Raw genomic sequence first — 21352 nt, 5'->3', positions numbered from 1 at the left:
GGCGGCGCCGCGGGTGGCGGGGTTGGCGCCGGGGTTGGGTGGGGTGCGTAAGCGGGCGCGGGAGGGGTTTCGGGGCAGACCGGTGATGCGGTGGATGGGCAGTTCGGGCGGATGTTCTCGGGGGAGACGTCGTTGGAGGGGTTGTCGGGGGCGGTGTCGGGGTTGGGGATGTGTTGTTCTCGGCGGGGGTGGTGATCGAGTCGACGAAGTTGCAGATCCTGGTGACGTTGGGTGAGGCGTTGTTGGAGATTCAGTACGCGTTGTTGATGGCGGATTGGACGTTCGGGGGGTCGTTGTCGTGGATTCCGGTGATCGAGGCGGTGACGGTGGCGGTGGTGCGTCAGATCGCGGTGGCGGCGGCGCGGCGGTTGGCGGCGGCGTTGGCCGAGGCGGCGTCGGTGGTGGGGGTGAAGGCGTTGGCGCGTCGGGTGGGGGTGGAGGTGGCCCAGGAGACGGGGTTCGCGTTGGCGCAGGAGTTGGTGGTGGAGGGGATCATGGCCGCCGAGGGGCATGGTCATCTGTCGGTGCGGCAGATCTTCACCGCGGGGGGGCAGGGGGCCGGTGGTGGTGCGGGTGGTGGGGTGGCGCACGGGCCGTTGCGTCATCTGGTGGGGGATCCCTCGAGTAAGGGCGGGCATGTCCTGAAGGGGGTGTTCACCGATTACGGGGTGGGTGTGGTGGGGGGTGTGACGGGGTCGGGTGGTCAGGATCTGTCGGCGGTGTCGGTGTTGGGGGGTGCGGGCACGGGGGTGGTGACGGGGGCGATTCCGGGGGCCGGTGGGCACACCCCGCCGCCGGTGTCGGTGGGGGATGTGGAGGTGAACGCCGCCGCCGCCCCGGGCGTCGGGCCCGATGGCGGGCCGGGCGGTGACCCGGTGGTGCCCGGTGTCGGGGGTGGTGATCCGGTCGCGGTGCCGCCGCCGGGCACCGGCTCCGGCTCCGACTCGGCCGCGGATTCGGATTCCGGCACGGATTCGGATGCCGAGTCGGTGGTGGATTCGCTGTTCGATGCCGACGGACGCTCCGAGGCGGGGTCGGTCTCGGAGTTCGGCGACTCCGACCCCATTCCGGTCGGGGCCGGCCCGGTCCTGGTGGCCACCGGCGGCGGCCCGACCGCGGGCAAGGGCCCCGATATCCGTTCGGGCTCCGACTCGGGCTCGGACCCCGGCAACGGCATCGGTGCGGGCCGCGGCGTCGGTGCCGACCCCGGTGGCGGCGTGGCGGGGGACACCGGGTCGCCGGCGGTGGGTGGCGGTGCTGTGAGCGGGGTTCCGGGTGCGGAGACGCCAGCGGTGGGTTCTGTTGGTGCGCAGGCATTCTCGGGAGTTCACGGGGTCGCGGGGTCAACCCCGGGTGGCGGAACCGGGGAGGGGACCGCGCGCACCGCGACCGGTACCGGCGGGGGGTCGGGTCGGTTGGCGGGTGGGGGCGCACCGGATCCGACGCGGGGGGTCACCCCGTCGTCACCATCGCAGCCGTCTGGTCTGTCCTCGGGTGCCGCGGTGTCGGGTAGTGGCGAGCGGACCGTCGGCGGTGGGCGACCGGATTCCATTAAGGGCGTTGCCTCGGGGCCTGTGTCGCCGACGACGACACGCACAGCATCGAGTCCGTCGCTGTCGGTCGCGTCAGGGTCGGGTCGTGATCCCGATCCGGGCGTCGGGGGCACTGCCCGTGTGAGCGGGTCGGATCGGCTTGGACCGACCTCGGCGGGGCCGGTGTCGATGGAATCCGCGCCTGCCGCGGCCGTTTCGGCATCGACAGCGTCGGCGGCTGGTCCTGGGTCGGGCACGGTGCGTGCCGAGGCATTCCCCTCCTCGACGGCCGATCCGATCACGCGCCGCGGTATCGGTGATCCGCCGAGCGGTGCGGGTGAGTCGGCGGTTGATCTCGGAAGTCCCCGGGTGCCCGATGAGTCGTCGACCGCTGGGATGGTGACGCCGTCGACGCCGTACGACCTGTGGAACGGGTTGGATCAGACGCATGCCGATTTGATCCTGGTGTCGGTGCGCTCGCGGGTGGCGAACAGTTGGGGTGCGGATTATGTCGGTACGGGTAACGACGAGGCCGCAGCCGCTTTCAGAGATGAGGTCAAACGGGCCTACGGCCGCCTCGATGAGCGTGTTCGCGCCCGCACCGTCAGCGCGGTGGCCGACGCATTGCACGGGCTGATCGTGTCCGGTAGCCCCTTGATCGGCTTACCCGGCGGGGCCAGGTCGGAGCCTGTCATCAAGCCGGTCGAGGCGGGCAGAAGCAGTGACGTCGGGGCCGTGGCTGAGGGCGCCTCATCAGCCGGTAGCGACATCCAAGACTCTCTGTCCGCGGCATTGCCCACTCGATCGCCGTCCCCTGATGAGTCGAGGCCGCCGGCGCCGGGAATCGCGCCGGTGTCGCGGCGTTCGAGCACCGCGAACGAAGCCGGCCCCGAGATCCTACCGGAAGGTCAGAAGGAAGCGTCGTCTACGGCCACATCGGTTATGGCGCCAAATGATCGCGTCCGCCAACCTTCCCCCGACCCTCGACCCGACGGCCCGGACGCCGGTGCCGACCCGCCCCGACCTTCACCACTCAGCTCCGAAGACCGCGCCCGTACGACGCCGCGCGACGAATCCGCCGGGCCGGGCCCCACGTCGCCGACGGTGCAGCTGCCCGTCGAACGCGTGACTTCCGTTGACGTTTCGGGGCCAAGCGTCGAGGAGAGCTCACGTTCAACCAGCGAGGGCGCGGAATCAGCACAGCGACACGAGCGTACGCCGGAGCAGTTGGAGCCACCCGCGGCAGAAGATGGTTCACCGTCTCCGGCCGAACCTCCAATCGGCTTTCTGACCGCGTACTTCCCCCACTCCCTCGGTCAGATCGCGGCCACCGAAGTCGGCGGTGTTCCGGACTCGATCCAACGGATCCGAGCGCTCGCGACCAGCCTCGACGCCGTGATCGCCGATGACGATCTCGCGCGGGTGGGCGAGGCGATGACTCACGAATTCGGCAGCCATTTCGGTGAGTACGGCCGCCGTTGGACGTTCGCGGCCACCAACAACGCCGATCTAGCGATCGATCTGACAGTCCGGGTCGAGGTGGGCGAACCGACCGAGCGAATCAAGGACGAGGAGAAAGTGTTTCGGTCCGACCTCGGAGCGCGACATACATCCGGCGTAAGCGACGCGAAGCGCACCAACGCGGGCATCCACATCCCCTTCCGGTTCGATGTGATAACCGCTCCCGGCATCGGCTTCATGTCCGAGGTGGCGGCAAGCTATCGGCGATCACACAACCGCACAACAGACTTCGTCCGCGGTGAGAACCGCACACTGCGCGGCGGAGCGCGATCGGACAAGGTGAGCGGGCCGGCCAGATGGCACATCACCGTCGCACCCGCCGCCGCAGCACCACTGTCGGAGCATGTACAGGCCACTCGAGCGGTGACGGCGGTGGTCCACGCCAGTGTGGCCATGCGCGGCCCCCACGACTACCACACCTGGCGTCCCGCGCGACCGGACGCGCCCACTGTCTCCGTCACGCGAGAACAAGCCGATCACATCGTCACATCGCGATCTTTCTTCGTGGATGCGGTCACCGATGTGGGCGACTTATACCTCGCGCGTCGACAGGCGCTTCCCCTCGCGACGCACGCACCCAAAAGTCCCGGACGCGAGTACCTGCAGCAATTCTCCACTCAGACTGGTCTGCAACAGCAACTGCCGAATATGCTTGAGCAGGAATATATCTCGAGTCGTATCGTTAGCAGTGCGCGCCAGTGGACGGCGTTGAAGTCGTCCGCGAGGCTTGAGACGCTCAAGCCGATCGGCACGGTGGCGAATCAGCAGCTGCGAGCCGACCGCAACGTAACGCGGGCAGGTGGCGACGACCGGTCGTCCGGTAGCACCCTCACCTTATCGCTGGGCCCGCAAGCCGGTGCGTCGTTCGACGGTCAGTTCGTCGGTGGCCGGTGGATGTGGTTCAACGGCCACAGGGGAGGCTCGTCAAGCGATAAACTCGCGGTGTCGAACCAGAACCGCCGCGGATTTCAGGTGAACCACGATCGGGTGCTCTACGAAGCGCGAATGACGGTCGCAGAGCAATGGTTTGATCACCAGACGTCCTCATGGCGCGTCGAGGGCAACACCAACGTCCGGATCACCGCCGTTGTCAGTCTGTCGGTGCACGAAGCCGCCGAATTCGGCTTACCCGGCGCGGAGAACTCCGACGGCTCACCGGCCACCGGAATCAACAAGGGACCCCGCCGGCTACCACCCCCGTGGTTGGGAGGCAGCCGGTCGGGAGCGCTCAACGACGTCACCCTGCCAGCCGACACACAACAGCGGATCATGCAGGACATCCGCGCCCAGCTGGAAGTGATCGACCAGCCCGGCTTGTTGCCGGCGTTAGCCGGGTCCGACCTCGGCGGCGGCGGTCAACCGATAAGTGCGTTCAGCCCAGATCAAAGGCTTGCCGCCGAGCAGAATCTGCGGAACCTCACGTCGCTGAGTTCGCTGGCCGCGCTGCAGGTGCGCAGCATCGAGTTCGAACTGCCGAAATCGACCGCTGAGCAAGAGAACTCGGTCAGCCGGAATATGAGCCGGATCGCCGACGCCACGTCGTTATCGCCCTACAAGGACGTGGTCCGCATCGTCGTCACCCCGCGACATTCGTCGCCCGACCCGTCGTCGGACCCCTATATCGGCTTCTACCACAAGTTACCGCTACGCTCGCGGCCGTCGAAGACGACGTCGATAACCTCGGGTCGCTCGACCTTTCGCGGCTTGGGCACCTGGTTCGAATTCCGCCCGCGGTTCGGCCCGATCTCGGCGGGCCCCTCGGCCGATCTGTCGTTCATGCACGAGCATCGGAAAACCTGGTCGTCGCGTGTGACGTACAAGCTCGACGCACTGCGCATCGGCGATCCCCAACTCGATCTGTTCAGAGGTGAGGTCTCGTTCACCGTCACCGTCGCCGTCGAGCGGCGGGGGCACGATTGGTCGAACATGTACAGAGCTACGGCGAATCGGATGATCACCGGCGTAACCCCGCCGGATTCAAGTCGGACGCTACGAACGTCATCCTCACCGGAACCGATCACCGTGCCGGTGATCGACGCCGTCTCGAGCGCGCTCACCGATCCCGAACTCGACAACCGGGACCAGCCCGCCCACCAGCCGCAGCCGCCCTCAACTCCGGTCCCGATACCCGCCTCCGCCGGATTCGGCCGCCATCAGGTGGTGTCCAACAAAGGCGTCCGGCACGACTACCCCGAGGCGACGAACAAGACCGTGTTCCACGTCGCCGCCCCCGGTGCGGTGCTCGATTCGATCAAGAAACTGGCAACGCAGGTCGCCGGGGCCGATTTCGTTCGCGACTACGACCAGCGGCTAGCCACGGACTTCGGCCCCGAGTACATGGATACCGGTTTCACCACTCGCGGGTGGACCCGCACGTACAGCAACTATTACTACGGCGATATCAACGTGAGCGTACGGCCGCGCTTGACCAACCCGCGGCCGTTCAAGACTCTGCTTGCCGGAGGCAAGTCGGAGAGCATGGATTACGGCGGATACGCAATCAGCATCGCGCAGAGTGGCGCCGCGACGCTCAGCATGGATGCCGGGCTGAACTGGCGGGGCGGCCAGAGCGTCAACTACCCGACGCTGCGGTTCGGTGCAGGCGGCGGCCAGATGACGTCGCTCAGCACCAGCGTCACCCTCTCGGGAGCGACTCAGTTCGACCGAGTCGCCAGTACGTCCTTACCGTCGGTGCTCGTTCAATACGACCTGGTCTGGGACGTCGCGGTCCAACGCGGTACTAGTACGACCGCCGACAGGTGGGACAGGTTTCGGACAGCGATGGGCGCACCCCAGGCTCCGGTCCACGCCGCGGAGGGCATCCTCATCGAAAACGGCGCCTACCGATCGGTGCCGGAAAGCGATGCGCGAGACGAGGGGCTACTCCAAAAGATCGACGAGCTGAATGCGACCAACGTCGACCGACTCGAAAAGCTGGGCGTCGAGGTGCCTGCTGCGCCTCCCGTCCTCTCCACGAATCCGCCTCGGTTCTTTCCGCCCGTCACCCTGCGCGGCGGCTCCTCGTCGTCCCTCGGTCTCGGCGATGTATCGCGCGCTCCCGATCTCACCGGCATGGTCGACGACCTGATCGCAGAGCTGGGGCCGGCCGCCGACACCCTCTTCCCGGAGCGCAACGATTCACGGGAGAACCGCGGTCGGCTCCACGAGTTCCTCACGCCTCTGTCGGTCGCGTCGCTCATCGAAAACGCCATCGACTCCGGCGCACCCGTGAAATTGCATTACTACGCCCCCGCCACGGTCCACCCCTTCAACCCCACCCCCACGATCAAGCCGGCCTTCGCGCACCTGAAGCTCGAGCTCGGCACCGCCGAATTCGTCGACGCCGTTGCCGATGGCGGCGAACTCGAAATCACCACGGATGCCTCGGTCACACACGCACAGACCAGGAACACGTCGTCAACCAGGATCCTGCGCGCCCGTCCGGGACACGGCACGAACTTCACGAACATCGGCGAACTCAACCCGATCATCACGACGATCAGCGTGGCCAACCAAAGCTGGCACAACGACGCGGCCCATCAAGGATCGACCATCGCCCGCGCGAGCACCGCAGGCGTCGCGCAGGGCAATTACGCCAAGTTCGACGTGCCGATACGACGAGCCGTACTAACCGTCGAACTCCCCGGTAGGGACATCCCCATCACGGTCGTCTGGCCGAAGCAAAGCGCCGTAGGCGCGCCACCGCACCAGCTCCCCAAGCTCGGGATCGAGGTCGTGGCGAGCCCCCTGCGGTTGGATGACGGTGGCCCAGCGCCGTCCCGAGGTCGAGGCCCCCGCGTTCCCGATGCGTCACCGCACTCGAGCCAGCCACAGACTTCCCCTAACGTCGCCGAACACGTCAAGCAATTCCTCTCCGACGGAATGGCGCTGCCCGCGCAATCCCACCTCGAAGGCCTGGTGGGCACCGAAGGCATCCACCACCAGCTGACTCTTATGGCAGCAGCCACAGGGAAATCCATGACCCTGGAGGACCGGCATAACGCGCGGGCGTTCAGCACCAACAACCTCGTCAGAACGTGGTCTCGCATCGCCGCGGTGGACCCGGATGGCCAGGAGGCGCCGGTAGCCGGAATTCAGATCTACACGTCCTTTCGCAAGCCGACAGTCGTCAGTACGGCTAACGACGTCGGTCTTGAACTCGATGACCCGATGGGCCTGTACGCGCCGAAAAAGCCGCGGGCAACCGCGCAGCGACAGGTCACGGCCGGCCAGAACACGGCGCTCGGTGAGTGGCTCGGCACTACCCACACGACCGGAGCCGTTCGCTCAACTTTCCAGGCGAACGCACGTGCTCTATTCGGCACCCAGCGGCAGCAATCGGAGCAAGCTTCCGGTTCCCTTCTGCACATGCTGAAACCCTACGGGGCGACGGTCCTGGTGCAGATGGACCTGCACGTGCTCATGGTGTCGGGAGACAAGGTCTCCGAAATGATTGTGCCCAAGGGGACGTTCCTGCGGATGACCCCGGACATCGCATTCGAGTTCATGGGCTACCGGGCCCCGCCGCCCGGCGACCGCCAGCCTGTCGCCGAGCTGGCTGAATACCGCGCGGCGTGGGCCGCCAGCTACGTCGCGGCGACTGCACGAACAGATCTCGCGCTCGCGCTGGAACGCGACCTGCCCCACCTCGACGAGAAGGAGGAGATCGAGCGCCGGCTCCAACTCCTCGATGCGCATCACGCGGTGCTGTCCGCCGAGCAGGAAGTTCGGCGGACCCGCCGAGTCTGGATGCTCGCGAAGGAACGGGTCGATGCCCGATTCGACGGGCGCGAACCCGCTGACATCGACAGCTCGGACGTCGTGTCCAGGAACGACCGCGAGGTTGCGTTCACGATCGGGACGGCCAGCCCCTCGGAAGATTCGGAAGGCGGTGCGGTCGAGCAGGGGCGAGGCGTTGATCCCGATGCAGTGGCCGCGGCGCTGGAAACGGTTGGGACGCTTTCCGGTAGCGACCTGAGCGGGAGTGGGACGGACTCCGTCGACTCCGAGCGGTCCGAATCCGTTGATGCGCAATCGGGTTCGCGTGATGCGGAGCGCTCTCGCTTGGTTGTCGAGCCTGCGGCGTCCAGTGCTGTCTCGGCAGCGCACACCCGCGGTGATGGGGAACCGGTCGGCGAGCGTGACGGGGTGGAGGGTGTGTTCACGATCGGGACGGCCAGCCCGTCGGAAGGTTCGGAGGCCGGCGCGGCCGATCGGGGGCGAGACGTCGATCTCGATGCAGTGGCCGCGGCATTGGAAACGGTCGCCGAATCGGGGGATGGTGTTGGGGGTGAGACGTCCACGCCGGCGACGGCCGGTGATGGTGTGAGGCCGTCGTCGACGGTGGTCGGCGCGCATGTCGAGGGTGGCGCTTCAGGCGAACCTCCGGTGCGTGCGGCGGAGGCGGAAACGGTTGGGACGCTTTCCGGTAGTGACCTGAGCGGGAGTGGGACGGGCTCCGTCGACTCCGAGCGGTCCGAATCCGTTGATGCGCAATCGGGTTCGCGTGATGCGGAGCGCTCTCGCTTGGTTGTCGAGCCTGCGGCGTCCAGTGCTGTCTCGGCAGCGCACACCCGCGGTGATGAGGAACCGGTCGGCGAGCGTGACGGGGTGGAGGGTGTGTTCACGATCGGGACGGCCAGCCCGTCGGAAGGTTCGGAGGCCGGCGCGGCCGATCGGGGGCGAGACGTCGATCTCGATGCAGTGGCCGCGGCATTGGAAACGGTCGCCGAATCGGGGGATGGTGTTGGGGGTGAGGATGATGAAAGGTCCGATGGCAGGGTTTCCGCACCACCCGGCACGCCAATGGAAGACCTCCGGACGAACTCGCCGTCACCGGTGCCCAGCGCGTTCTCGGCCGCTGACGGCTATTCCCGCACCGACAGCGACGACGAATCGGCGAGAAGAGCCCTTGACGACGCACGGCTTCCGATCGAGCGCGGCGCCTCGAGTGAACCTTCGGTCCTCGCGGGGGATGCGGGAATCGCCGCGGAGTCTGCTGATGGCGGCTCAGGTGAGGGTGGCTTGGTTGCGGCCGCCGAGCCCGAGCGGCCGGACGCCGACCATTCCGCACCGGATTCGCGTCACGGGCGGCGGTCCGGTTCGGTGGTCGAGACCACAAGGGCCAGTGACCTTTCGGCGGTGCGGACGCCTCTTGACGGCGATTCCCTGAGCGAGGCTCATGGGATCGAGGGCGGGGACGTCGGCGGCGATCGACCAGTCGACGAAGGTGCGGTTAGTCGCGGGCGGTCTCGGCCGCTGGACCGTCGCCGTGTTGTCAGGTTCGCCTCGGATGATTCGGTGGTCAGCGAATCGCCGCGCGGGGAGGGTGGCGGTGCGGATGGCGATGGGCGTGGTCTCGGCGAGGGTTCTGGGGATGAGGTGTTCTCGGTGGGGTTCGGGGAGGGGGTCAAGGGTCTGGGTGGGCCTCGGGAGAGGATCCGGGAGGCCGCGGCGGCGGTGGTGGCCAGGGTGGTGGCGGGTGAGGCGGTGGTGGTGCGTGTGCAGGGCGGCGGTAACGGGTGGTGGGGCAGTGCGGGTCGTGCCGATGAGGTGGGGCAGCGTCGGGCTGAGGTGACGCGTGCGGCGTTGCGTCGGGAGGTTAATCGGCAGCTCGCCGAATTGCCGGTGCGTCCGGGTCGGGTGTCGCCGGTGGTGTTCGAGGTGGCGAGTTCTCGGGGTCGGGCGTTGCCGGTGGGGGTGGCGGAGAGCGGTGATGGCGATGTCGATGCCGCGGCGCGTCGGGTGGTGCAGATTCGGATCGGTCCCCGGTCGCAATCGTCGACTGAGGCAGCTCATTTCGTGCCGGGGTCGGGTTGGCGGTCGCGGCCGTCGGGTTCGTTGATTCGCCGGGATCCGACGTTCGGGCGGGGCATCGACTTACCGGGTGGTCGCGAGCCCGCCGGCGATGAGCCCGGTGAAATGCCTGAGCGTGCCGGTGGCGGTCGTGGTGAGCCGCTGGTGTCCGATCGCGACGGTCGAGACTCCCGCGATGCGGCCGAACTGGATGTATCACGTCAAGCGACCGGAGCGATGGCCGCGACGACACCGGCCGCCTCCGGGAGCGGCGATCTTCACCTGCGCTTCGACAGGGGGGTGGAGTCGGTTGAGGTGCATGCGAATTCCGATGTCGCGGCGATCGTGGCCGGTGTGGTTGCGACTGCCGAGCGTGTGCATCGGGCGGGGCGGGGGGGTCTGATTCTGCGGGCGGAGGGTGGGGGCAACGGTGGTTTGTTCAGTCAGGGGGCGGATGTCGTCGGGTTGAGGCGGGCGCGGGCGGCGCTGGACGCGGTGGGGTCGCGGATTGCGGATGCTCTGCGGGCGAAGGGGATTCCCGAGGATTTCGTGACGGTCGCCGATCCGACGTCTCGTGGTAGGGCCCTGGCCGCGGGTGTCGCCGGGTCCGTGGAGCAGGTGCGGCGGACGGTGGTGTTGCGGGTCGAGATCGATCCGCAGATGTCGACCGGGGAGCGCGATCGACTCGTGGAGGCGGTGCGGCGTGCGTCGGGGGTGGCCGAGATGAACGCCGAGCTGGTCGTCGAGGCGGACATGCGGCTGCAGCCAGAGCAGTGGCTGCTGGACATCGACGAACGCGCGAAGCTGATCGCCGCGTTGTACCGCGACGATGTCGACGTACTGATCAGGGCGCAGTTCGCGCTCGCGCACGCGCGCAGGGTGCCGGCCGTGGCTGCGGCGCAGGAACGGCTGGAGTCGCTTCGTTCGACGTTTCAACGCCGGTGGGAGCCGACGGCCTCACCGACCTCGGGGTCGGTGACCGCGGGCTCCTTGAAGGCGGAGTCGGTGCCCACTGCGGCAGAGCAAGCCAGAGCGCAGGACAAGACGCGAACCTGGCTCGCCGGTGTCGTTCAGGACGGAGTCGAGTCCGACGTCGACATCGCGGTGCCCTCAGGCGGCGAGTTGCCCGACGATCCGGCGTCCGCGGAGTTCTCGGTGGCGTCGGGGGAGGGGGTCGAGGGTCACGACGAGCAGCGCGGTCGCCCGGACCCGGCTGTTGCGTATCGCACGGTGGCCCCGGATCTGGCCGGTCTCGTGAAGCGCACGCCGATGCGGGGGGATGCCGATCATCCTCAGAATCGGCCGTTCACGGCTTTCCTCCGTACCGCCGACGGTGAGTTGTCCCCCCCACTCGCGGAACGTGTTCCCGCCCCGGCGAGTTCCGCGGCGCTCGGCAGACTCGGAGACGTGGTCTTCGACCAGCAGCGGGGTGATGACAGCGATTCACGGAGTTCGGATGACGAATCCGACATTGACAGCCTGGAGACGCTGGTCTATTCGTCTGACGGCGGTGTGGCCGGTCCCGTCGGCGCGGGTGGCCAAGCGACGTCCGTCGAATCGACCGGCTCGCGACGGGCAGCCGATGACACCGGGCTGGCACACGATGTGGAGGCGCTGCGAACGCCCCCGACCGACGCGTCAGTGCCGGCCGGCCCTTCGAGCCGTCGCTCCGCCGTGCAACTCGAGGAACAGGCGCCCGTCGGCGGGCAGTCGGATCTTTCCGCTCTGCCGACACCGGGTGAATCCCGGCAGCCGGTCTCGGGTGTTCGCAGCCATCGTGATCACCTCGAGGCGGAACTCGAGTCGGTGCTTCCGCCGTATGCGGGTAACGCTCGGGATTGCGTGTTGCGTCTGGACATGTTGCGGGCGCACTTCGCCGGATCGTCGGCCGGTTCGCCGAACGTGCGGCCGAGGACGGGTGCTCGCGACGATTGGGCGGTGGGTCTCAAACGAGATCAGGACGTGCTGGCGGCGGGATTGGGCGGTGATTGGCAACCCGTCGACCACACTCTGAGGACGGTCACCGACCAGCTTCGCACGCTGGGCGACGGGGCGATGGCCTTCATCCTCACCTCGCCGGGCACCTCGGCGCGGGCGCGTCACGCTGTGGCGATCCGCAACGTCGGCGGTGAGCTGCTGTGGATCGAAACGCAGAATCGAACCGGTAGCCGCGTCGTCCCGGTGTCGGAAATGCCGTTGGTGCACACGACTGATGCGCGCGCCATCGTCATCGGACCCGCTGGCGAGCCGGTGCCGTTGACGCTCAGTACGACGGCGACCCCCGGCAGCACCGTGAACGCACTGTTGGATCCCGCACCCACACTGAAGTATCAGCGCGGCGGCATAGAGATCGAGTCCGGATTCGCACTCGACGTCAGCGATAGCACAGTTCTGCGGAATGCGTCCGCGATTATCGCCGAGTCCCCGTACTTCAAGATCGTGATAGACGTGGTCACGGGTGCTGACGGCAAGGTCTGGAAGATCCTCGAGTTGGTATCCGTACCCGCGGCGATGCGGACTGGTGAAGAGCCGGGCCAAGGTGGCGCCGTCGGGGCCGACGAAGCGTTCGACCACATCCGCGCCGCTGTGAACCGGCTGCGTGCGGCTGATCCCCACACCAGGCTCGGGGACATCTTTCCCGCCTCCCAACCGGTCAGGGTCAACCCCGATTTCGCGGACTGGAAGGTCATCGGCGAGGTCTTCCCCCGGTTGATGAACACCCATTACAGTGCCGGAATTCCTATGGCGGGAATGCACGAGTTCATGAAGTTCGTCGCGAATCGCACGTTCGCCGGGCCGAATTCTCCCCCAGCGCACCACTTGCGGAGTGCACTGCGGTTCGGCGACGAAGTAGCGGCCACCTTCGCGGGGGTGCCGAACGACCGTAGTGTGGCCGTTCGGCTCGACGCCCTGGCGGCGCACGACTACGAGATCGCCGAGCTTCGCGGGTTCGCAGCGGGGGTCTACACCCAGCTTGCCGCGTTTCTGGACCACGCCTTGGCGCCCGATCAAACCCTCGCCAAGAACCGGACGCTCGTCATCATGCGTACCGCCTTGGGAGCAATGCGCGCAGCGCTGCCCGAGGCGGTGAAAGGCTGGCTGGACACCAACGCTGAAGTGGTTGAGGAGCTACTTCACGACCGATTCGCGATCGACAACGGCGAGATCACGGAGTCGGCTCAGATCACCTTCGGCAGTTTGCTCGACGTCCCCCGAGATGGGAAGAAACAGGGCGTCACTGCGGGTCTCTATCTGGCGAATGCGACCCGGAGCCCGCACCAAACGGTTCCCATAAGCCAGAGCCATGCGCTCCTCGTTAAGAAGGATTTCGACGCCATGGACGGTGACCTCACCGTCGTCGAACTGCGTGCGCACGGCAAGCGACATATTCAGGACACCCACGACATCCAGGGTTTCTACGACGAAATCGGGCGCGTGGTACGCGACATCGACTCGCGGATGCGGGATGGCGCTGTGCGCGTCCCGTTCGCGGAAGGGGCGAAGACAGTCGACCCGGAGGAGATGCCGGCACTGACTCGATACGCCGTCTACGTCGCCGAACTCGCGGTTCGCCGACGTGCAGCCGGCCTGGGTGCCGTCGCGGTTCGCGCCGAGGGCGGCGGCAACGGCGGACGGCTGAGTCGAGGAGCCGACCGAGTCGGCCGCAAGCGTGCCGCCGCTGTCCAGGCCGTCGTGCGACGCGCGGTCGAGCGCGAACTGCTTCAGCGCGGCGAGTCGATCGACTTGGTGAAATTCACCGAACCGGGCTCCCGCGGTAGAGCACCGGTGGAGGACCTGCGGTTCGCAACGACTGAGAGCGATCGAAGTCCGGCGTCCGTGGCGGCAGCACACCGGACCGTCGTGATGCGGGTCGACGGTGACTTTCGACTCGGCGCATCAGCTCACAAGGCCGGGGCGGAGGTTGAACCGCCGCAGCGGCTGTCCGCTGAGATGCTCCCGTCGCAGTGGTTCTCGGACGGCGACTCGGTTCGAGGGTTGCCGGTCGCCTCCTCGACGTCCGAGCGGCGGGTCGTGGGGTCGGCGGGCGATGAACGGGCGGGGTTGGAGTCCGAGGGGGATGTGGTGGTCGGTGGGCAGGCGGGTGGTGGATCGGAGTCTGTCGAGGCGGGTCTTTCGGGTCGTTCCGGCTCGGTTGGGGATTCGATCGGTGAGGTGGGGGTTGCCGACGTGCGGGAGGCGTTGCCGGTGTCGGGGTTGTCGGTGGGGGAGGTGAAGGGCTGGATCGGGGATGTCAACCACGACGGGGACGCCTCGGTGGTTCCGGTCGGAGATCGGTTGACCAATTGCGGTCCCACGACGTGGGCGGTGTTCGATCGGTTGTCGGGGATCCCCGGTTTCGGGCGTGCGCATCGGAGCCGGATGGGGGCTGTGGATGTGGGTGCGGCGACGGGTTTGCCGCTGCAAGACAGCGATCCTCACGGTATCGCCGAGCTGTTGCGGGGTGGGGGTGCGGGTGCGCACACGGTGGTGGTTGTTCGGTTCGGCAACGGGGTGGCGCACAGTTTCAACGCGTTGTTCGACGGTGAGAACACGTGGGCGATCGACGGGCAGCACGGCACGGTCACGGCGTGGCCGCCGGGGTTGGGTAGTGCGGAGAATCCGGTGACGAGTTGGTGGGTCGGTACGCCCGCGGCTCGCTCGGTCGATGCCGACGGGCCCGTCCGGGACGGCGGGACGGGACTGGGCTCGACGGTGGTGTCGGGTCTGGGGGGTGAGGGTCACGACGGGCAGCGCGGCCGCCCGGACCCGGCTGTTGCGTATCGCACGGTGGCCCCGGATCTGGCCGGTCTCGTGACGCGCAAACCGATGCGGTGGGATGCCGATCATCCTCAGTATCGGCCGTTCACGGCGTTCCCCCGTACCGCCGACGGTGAGTTGTCCCAGGAGGCGATCGACGACTACGTGCAGGGTTCGTCGGCGTGGGTACGCGACACCTATTCACAGGTGTTGCAGGAGACGGCGGTGGTCGTCGAGGGGGTGGACGACGAACAACTCGAGCGTCTGTTGGCCGAGGATGAGGGCGTTGGCGCCAAGTATCCCGAGTTACGGACGTATCTGAGCCGCCCGGATAAGCAGACCCGCGTGGACCGCAATCCGGGCTGGGTCGTGCAGGACGTACGGCACGAAGGGGTCGACGTCCGATACCACATCACCGGAACCGACCCGGCGGACTCCCGGCGAGATATGGTGCTTCGCGCGCTGACGGTGTTGCGCGAAGGGGGTTTCGATCTGCCCGAGACACTGGATGTCCGTCTTCCGCGCTATCACCGCAAGCTCGTCGTCAGCGCGGACGCCGACGGCCGCCTCCGAATCAAGGTGGATCCGGGCACCGCGATCCTCGATGGTGTCGCGGGGGTGTTCACGGCGCCGGGAGAGCTGCTACTGACGACCTTGGCCGACTCTCCGACCGACGATACGGGGGGACACTCCGTTGCGGATGTCATGGAGGACACGGCGCTCGTGGACGTGCTTCACGAGATGATGCACTGGCTGCACTTCCAGCAGCATCGGCAACGATTCGTGGACTTGGCCCTTACGAAGCTGGTCGACACCGCCGACATGCCGCGGGTCACCGAGGTCAGTTCCTACGTGGGCCTCGCCCCGTTCGAGTTCGTCGCCGAGTACGGCGTGGGCCGATTACTGCACCGGTCCTACGACGATCCGGTGTTGAAGGCCCGCCTGGAGGAACTCTATGTGGCTCTGGGTGGCCCGTTGCCTCAGGACGGGGCCCGGCCGGTGTCGCCGCCGACGATGACGACGGACCGGTTGAACAGTCTGGTTGCCGCCGTTAAGCAGCGTTCTCGAGCCGTCAGTTTCAGTGACGCGGAGATCGAGGATGCTGAGCAGCGGCTCCCTGTGTTCGACCGGTGGCGCCGTGTCGAGGACCGGGCGGCGCTGATCGCCGATGCGCTCACCGGCGGCTCATCGCCCGATCATGCCTGGGACGCCTTCGCGGTGCGCAGTCCCCGCCGCGCCGGCGAAATCCTGGACACGATGAAGAGTAAGGTTCCCAGCCTCCAAGGCGGGGTCAAAGAGGCGTTTGCGGCGCTGTCGGATCGGCAACGCACCGGTTCGACGATGCACGTCGTCCTGGCCATGGTCATTCACATCAGGAACTCACTGCCGGACGTTGAATCCGACGATGACGGCGTGGCACCGCTCGGATTCGCTACCGGCCAGGACGTGAATCCACTGCGGGACGACGATTCCGACGATGACAGCGTGGCGCCGCTCGAATTCGTTACGGCCCACATCGAGACGCCGACGGCACATGCAGAGCTCGTTCCCCCGGACAGCGGGCGCCGTGGTCTCGGCAAGGTTTCTGGGGATGAGGTGTTCTCGGTCGGGTTCGAGGAGGGGGGCAAGAGCCTGGGTGGGCGTGAGGAGGGGATCCGGGAGGCTGCGGCGGCGGTGGTGGCCAGGGTGGTGGCGGGTGAGGCGGTGGTGGTGCGTGTGCAGGGCGGCGGTAACGGGTGGTGGGGCAGTGCGGGCCGTGCTAATGAGGTGGGGCACCGTCGGGCTGAGGTGACGCGTGCGGCGTTGCGTCGGGAGGTTGTTCGGCAGCTCGCCGAATTGCCGGTGCGTTCGGGTCGGGTGTTGCCGGTGGATGCGGTGGTGTTCGAGGTGGCGAGTTCTCGGGGTCGGGCGTTGCCGGTGGGGGTGGCGGAGACCGGTGATGAGGATGTCGATGCCGCGGCGCGTCGGGTGGTGCAGATTCGGATCGGCTTCCGGTCGCAGTCATCCACTGAGGCAGCTCATTACGTGCCGGGATCGCGTTGGCAGGCGAGGCCGTCGGGTTCGGCGGTTCGCCGGGATCCGACGTTCGGGCAGGGCATCGAGGTGCCGGGTCGTGGCGAGCCCGCCGGCGAGGAGTCCGGCGGAATGTCGGTGGGCCCTGATCTCGGCGATCAAATCGAGGATCCGCTCCCCTCTGGTGGTGCTCGGATGGGCACCGGTGACACTGCTGCAACGATCACCGCTAGCGACTCTGGGAGCGCGGCCCCCACCGAGGCTTCCCCTGTTCGAGCAACCCCCCCGGTTGCGCACCGCCACGTCGCTGATCTGCGAGGCGCTGATGCCGGTTCCGAGCGCGAACGTACAGTCGACTCTCCTCGTACCGGTTTCGACGTGGAGGACCTCGAGCAGGCTGTCATCGGCTCTCCGAATGACGGTTCCGCGCGCCAGTCGGGCTCGGATGTCGGCGTCAGCGAGGCGGGTTCGGTGGCGGAATCGCCGAGCGGGGCCGCGCCTGACGTATCAACGCCTGTCGAACCGCCCGGTTCGTCGAAGCGCTCGGATTCGTCGTCGGGGCGGGACGTCGACTCGGTTGGTCGTCGTGACTCCGCCGGCGAGCAGGCGGGTGTGCCCGACGTTCTCGACGTCGAACCAACGTTGACCGACTTGCGGGAACGGGCGGCCGCGGTCAGGCGAAGGCGAAGCGGCGCCGAGGACTCGGCGGTCGACGAGGATCGGTTGGGTTCGGATCCGTTCGGCTTCCGGGATCTGGCGCCGGCACCGGAGCGGGAGCACGAGCAGCTGGCCCGCAATGAGGAGGCGCTGCGGGGCCGCCATCAGGATCTGAGCGAATCGGTGGCCGACGGGGACAATCGGAAGGCGACGCAGGAAGTCGCCCGCGCCGAGCATGCTCTGGCGTTGCGCGAGGAGCAGGTTGAGGCGGATCGGGGCCCCGCGGACCCCGCTGGTCTTTCAGGTGAGCAGCAGGCGTTCGAGCGGCAGCGGGACCGGGATGAGGTCGCCCCCGCGGAGCACGTCCGCAGGGCGGTGGAGCGCTCGTGGCCGCCGGAGTGGACTCCGACCGTTGAGGAGTCGGGGTTTAACGTTGCGGGCGGCGCCGGCCCAGTCCTCGACGTCGGTGCGGGCGCGGACCGGCTCAGGTGGGATGAGGGGGTTCGGGGGGTGGTGCGTGCGCGGTTGACCGGAGAGGGTTTGGCGCACTTGGCGAGGCGGGTGGAGTCGGCGTGGGCGGCGTTGGGGGAGCGGGAGCTGCGCGCCAACACCAAGGAGCTGTCCGAGATGTTGTATCAGCAGGTGCTGACGGGCGATCATCGGACCCGTCTGCCCGGAGGCGCTCGGCAGAAGAGGGCCCCCGCGCGGGTGGAGCCGGCGGGGGTGCAGGAGGCCGCGGGTGGTGGGGGGCCGCAGGGCCGGATGTGGATCGACCCGCCGGCTGGCGGCGGTGATGCTGGGGGCGGTGAGCAGCTCGACCGCGCCGGTGGGTCGGCGGGGTCTTCGGGTGCCGGGGTCGATGGTGGTGGGTTGGAGCGGGTGCAGGTTAAGGGGGACGGGTGGTGTCTGGTGCGTGCGGTGGTGGCCAGTGATCCCGGGTGGGTGGAGGACAGTCTTGGCGAGGCGGGATGGGGCGGGGTCGATCCCGTGGTGGCGTTGCCGCAGCTGGTGCTCGATCGCCTCGCGCAGGGCGTGCCGCTGGAGGCGTTGGCGCTGTATCGCCGAGCGCGGGCCCGAGGCGAGCGGGAGCGGTTGAAGAGAGCCGACCTCGACGGGATGCGTGATTTCCTGCGTGGTCGGCAGCAGGCGCGTGGTGAGCCGGAGTGGCCGCTGCACCTCCTGGATCGCGACGGGCTGATCACTATGGTCCTGGCGGACTTGGATAACGACCTGAGCCTGGTCGAGGGTGAGGTCGCGGCGTTGAGGGATGCGGTGAGGGATTGGGGGTCGAGGTGGGCCAGTGAGGAGGGGGAGGCGTTCGCGGCGTTGGTGGCGTGGGCGTTGGGGGTGCGGTTGGTCGTGCTCAACGGTGACGGGAGTGAACGTGCGCGGTTGGGGCCTGTTCATCCGGGGGCGCGGGTGATCAGGGTGTTCTACGACCATGAACGCAATCATTACGACGGCAGCCGCCCCCGGCAGGCGGCGGTCGACGGGCCGGCGGTGGGGGTGTGGCGGGAGTCCTATCGGCGGTTCGGCGGCGCCGATGACGGTGGTGCGGGTTCGGCTATGACGGGGGTTGTCGGGGATGCGGCGGGGTGGGGTCCGGATGTGGGGTTGTCGTCGTGGCCGTCGACGGTGGTGGCGCAGCCGGGCTCGTACCCGCAGCCGAGTGGGGGGGACGGTATCGACGTCGTGCGGCCCGATCGGGGTGCGGGTGCCGGCGGTCACGGCGCGGACGCGTCGGATGTGTCGGGGGCGGCGGGATCGTCGGCGGCGGGGTCGTCGCGGGTGGTGCCGGTGGGGGTGCAGGAGGGCGCGGGTGGTGGGGGGCAACAGGACCGGATGCGGATCGACCCGGCGGGTGGCGCCGGTGATGCCGGGGGCGGTCAGCGGGTCGACCGCCGTGCGCTGGCCGAGAGCGACAGCCAGGGTTTCCGACTGATGGAAGTCGACACCCTCGGTAACGGTGAAAAGGGTTATGTCCACCTGGTGGTGAACAGGGTCACGTACTCGGTGCCGGTGGACGCGTCGTACCTGGGGCAGGAGCTGCCGGTGCACGTCGACGAGGCGGGCGTCACCGTGTTCGACGCCGGCGGAGACACGGAGATCCTTTACTACTCCGTGACCGACCCCCCCCGCCGCCGCGTCTGGTGGCCCTCGGAGGTCACCGCCGGTGTCGGTGGGGGTCGGATCGAGGTGAGGGTGGGCCGGTACACCCATGAGGTGTCGGTCGACGCGACGTACACGGGACGGCGGGTCCGGATGCGCGTCGACAAGGCGGACGTCACCGTCGTGGACGCCGAGACCGGTGAGCCGATCCCGCATCGCTCGTTGGTCACATCGTGGATACAGAAGGTCAAGAAGGACGGTTACGTCCAGGTGCAGCGGGGCGATCTCAAACAAAACGTGTGGTTGAGCACAAGGTACGCGGGACAGCAGGTGCGGGTTCGGGTCGACGGGGCGAACATCGAGGTCTTCGCCGACGGCGCGCGGATCCGCCGAAAGCCGCTCTCGGTGTCGGCGCGGCGGCCGGTGGTCGGTGCCGGTGGGTCCGGTGAGGGGGTCGGCGCCGGTGAGTCGGCGCCGGCGGGGCAGGTGGGGCCGGTGGGTGGGGATGCGGCGGGTGGGGTCCGGATGTGGGGTTGTTGTCGTGGCCGTCGACGGTGGTGGCGCAGCCGGGCTCGTACCCGCAGCCGAGTGGGGGGGGCGGGTTCGACGTCGTGCGGCCCGATCGGGGTGCGGGTGCCGGCGGTCACGGCGCGGACGCGTCGGGTGTGTCGGGGGCGGCGGGATCGTCGGCGGCGGGGTCGTCGCGGGTGGTGCCGGTGGGGGTGCAGGAGGGCGCGGGTGGTGGGGGGCAACAGGGCCGGATGCGGATCGACCCGGCGGGTGGCGCCGGTGATGCCGGGGGCGGTGAGCGGGTCGACCGCCGTGCGCTGGCCGAGAGCGACAGCCAGGGTTTCCAGCTGATGGAAGTCTTCCCCAACTACTACGGTAAAGGGGGTCAGGTCCAGTTGCGGACGGTGGACGGGGTCGAACTTCACGTCCCCGTGGACGCGTCGTACCTGGGGCAGGAGCTGCCGGTGCACGTCGACGAGGCGGGCGTCACCGTGTTCGACGCCGCCGGAGACGCGGAGATCGTCTACTACTCCCTGACCGACCCCCCCGGCCGCGGCGTCTGGTGGTCCTCGGAGGTCACCGCCGGTGTCGGTGGGGGTCGGATCGAGGTGAGGGTGGGCCGGTACACCCATGAGGTGTCGGTGGACGCGACGTACACGGGACGGCGGGTCCGGATGCGCGTCGACAAGGCGGACGTCACCGTCGTGGACGCCGACACCGGTGAGCGGATCCCGCATCGCTCGTTGGCCACCTCGTGGATGTTGAAGGTCGCGCCGAGCGGTCAGATGTACGTGCAGCGGGGCGATCTCAACCGTGTCAACGTGTCCATGGGCAAGAAGTACGCGGGACAGCAGGTGCGGGTTCGGGTCGACGGGGCGAACATCGAGGTCTTCGCCGACGGCGCGCGGATCCGCCGCAAGCCGTACCCGGTGTCGGCGCGGCGGCCGGTGGTCGGTGCCGGTGGGTCCGGTGAGGGGGTCGGCGCCGGTGAGTCGGCGGCGGTGGCGGTCCCGGCGCCGGCGGGGCAGGTGGGGCCGGTGGGTGGGGATGTGGTGGTGGGTGAGGTGTCGCTGGGTCCGGGTGGTGAGGCCGTCCGGGGGGGCGGTGCGGGTTCGGCTATGACGGGGGTTGTCGGGGACGCGGCGGGGTGGGGTCCGGATGTGGGGTTGTCGTCGTGGCCGTCGACGGTGGTGGCGCAGCCGGGCTCGTACCCGCAGCCGAGTGGGGGGGGCGGGTTCGACGTCGTGCGGCCCGATCGGGGTGCGGGTGCCGGCGGTCACGGCGCGGACGCGTCGGGTGTGTCGGGGGCGGCGGGATCGTCGGCGGCGGGGTCGTCGCGGGTGGTGCCGGTGGGGGTGCAGGAGGCCGCAGGCGGCCGCCGGAGTTTCCAGCTGATAGTCGACGCGGGTGCTGACGGGGTTGCGGGTGTGCTAGATCCCTGGCGGCGCCGAGACGAG

1 protein-coding gene is annotated in these 21352 nt (G+C 68.4%); it reads left to right on the top strand.

Annotation, left to right across the window (positions count from 1 at the left end; genetic code table 11):
• Positions 1–170 precede the first annotated feature (170 nt).
• On the top strand, positions 171–20246 hold the full coding sequence (locus G6N61_RS00950) for a hypothetical protein (RefSeq protein WP_163916365.1): 20076 nt from the start codon (positions 171–173) through the stop codon (positions 20244–20246).
• Positions 20247–21352: the final 1106 nt, after the last annotated feature.

Source organism: Mycolicibacterium arabiense (assembly GCF_010731815.2).
Taxonomy (GTDB): domain Bacteria; phylum Actinomycetota; class Actinomycetes; order Mycobacteriales; family Mycobacteriaceae; genus Mycobacterium; species Mycobacterium arabiense.
Note: the sequence above shows the minus strand (reverse complement) of the source record. Positions and strands in the feature narration are given on the sequence as shown.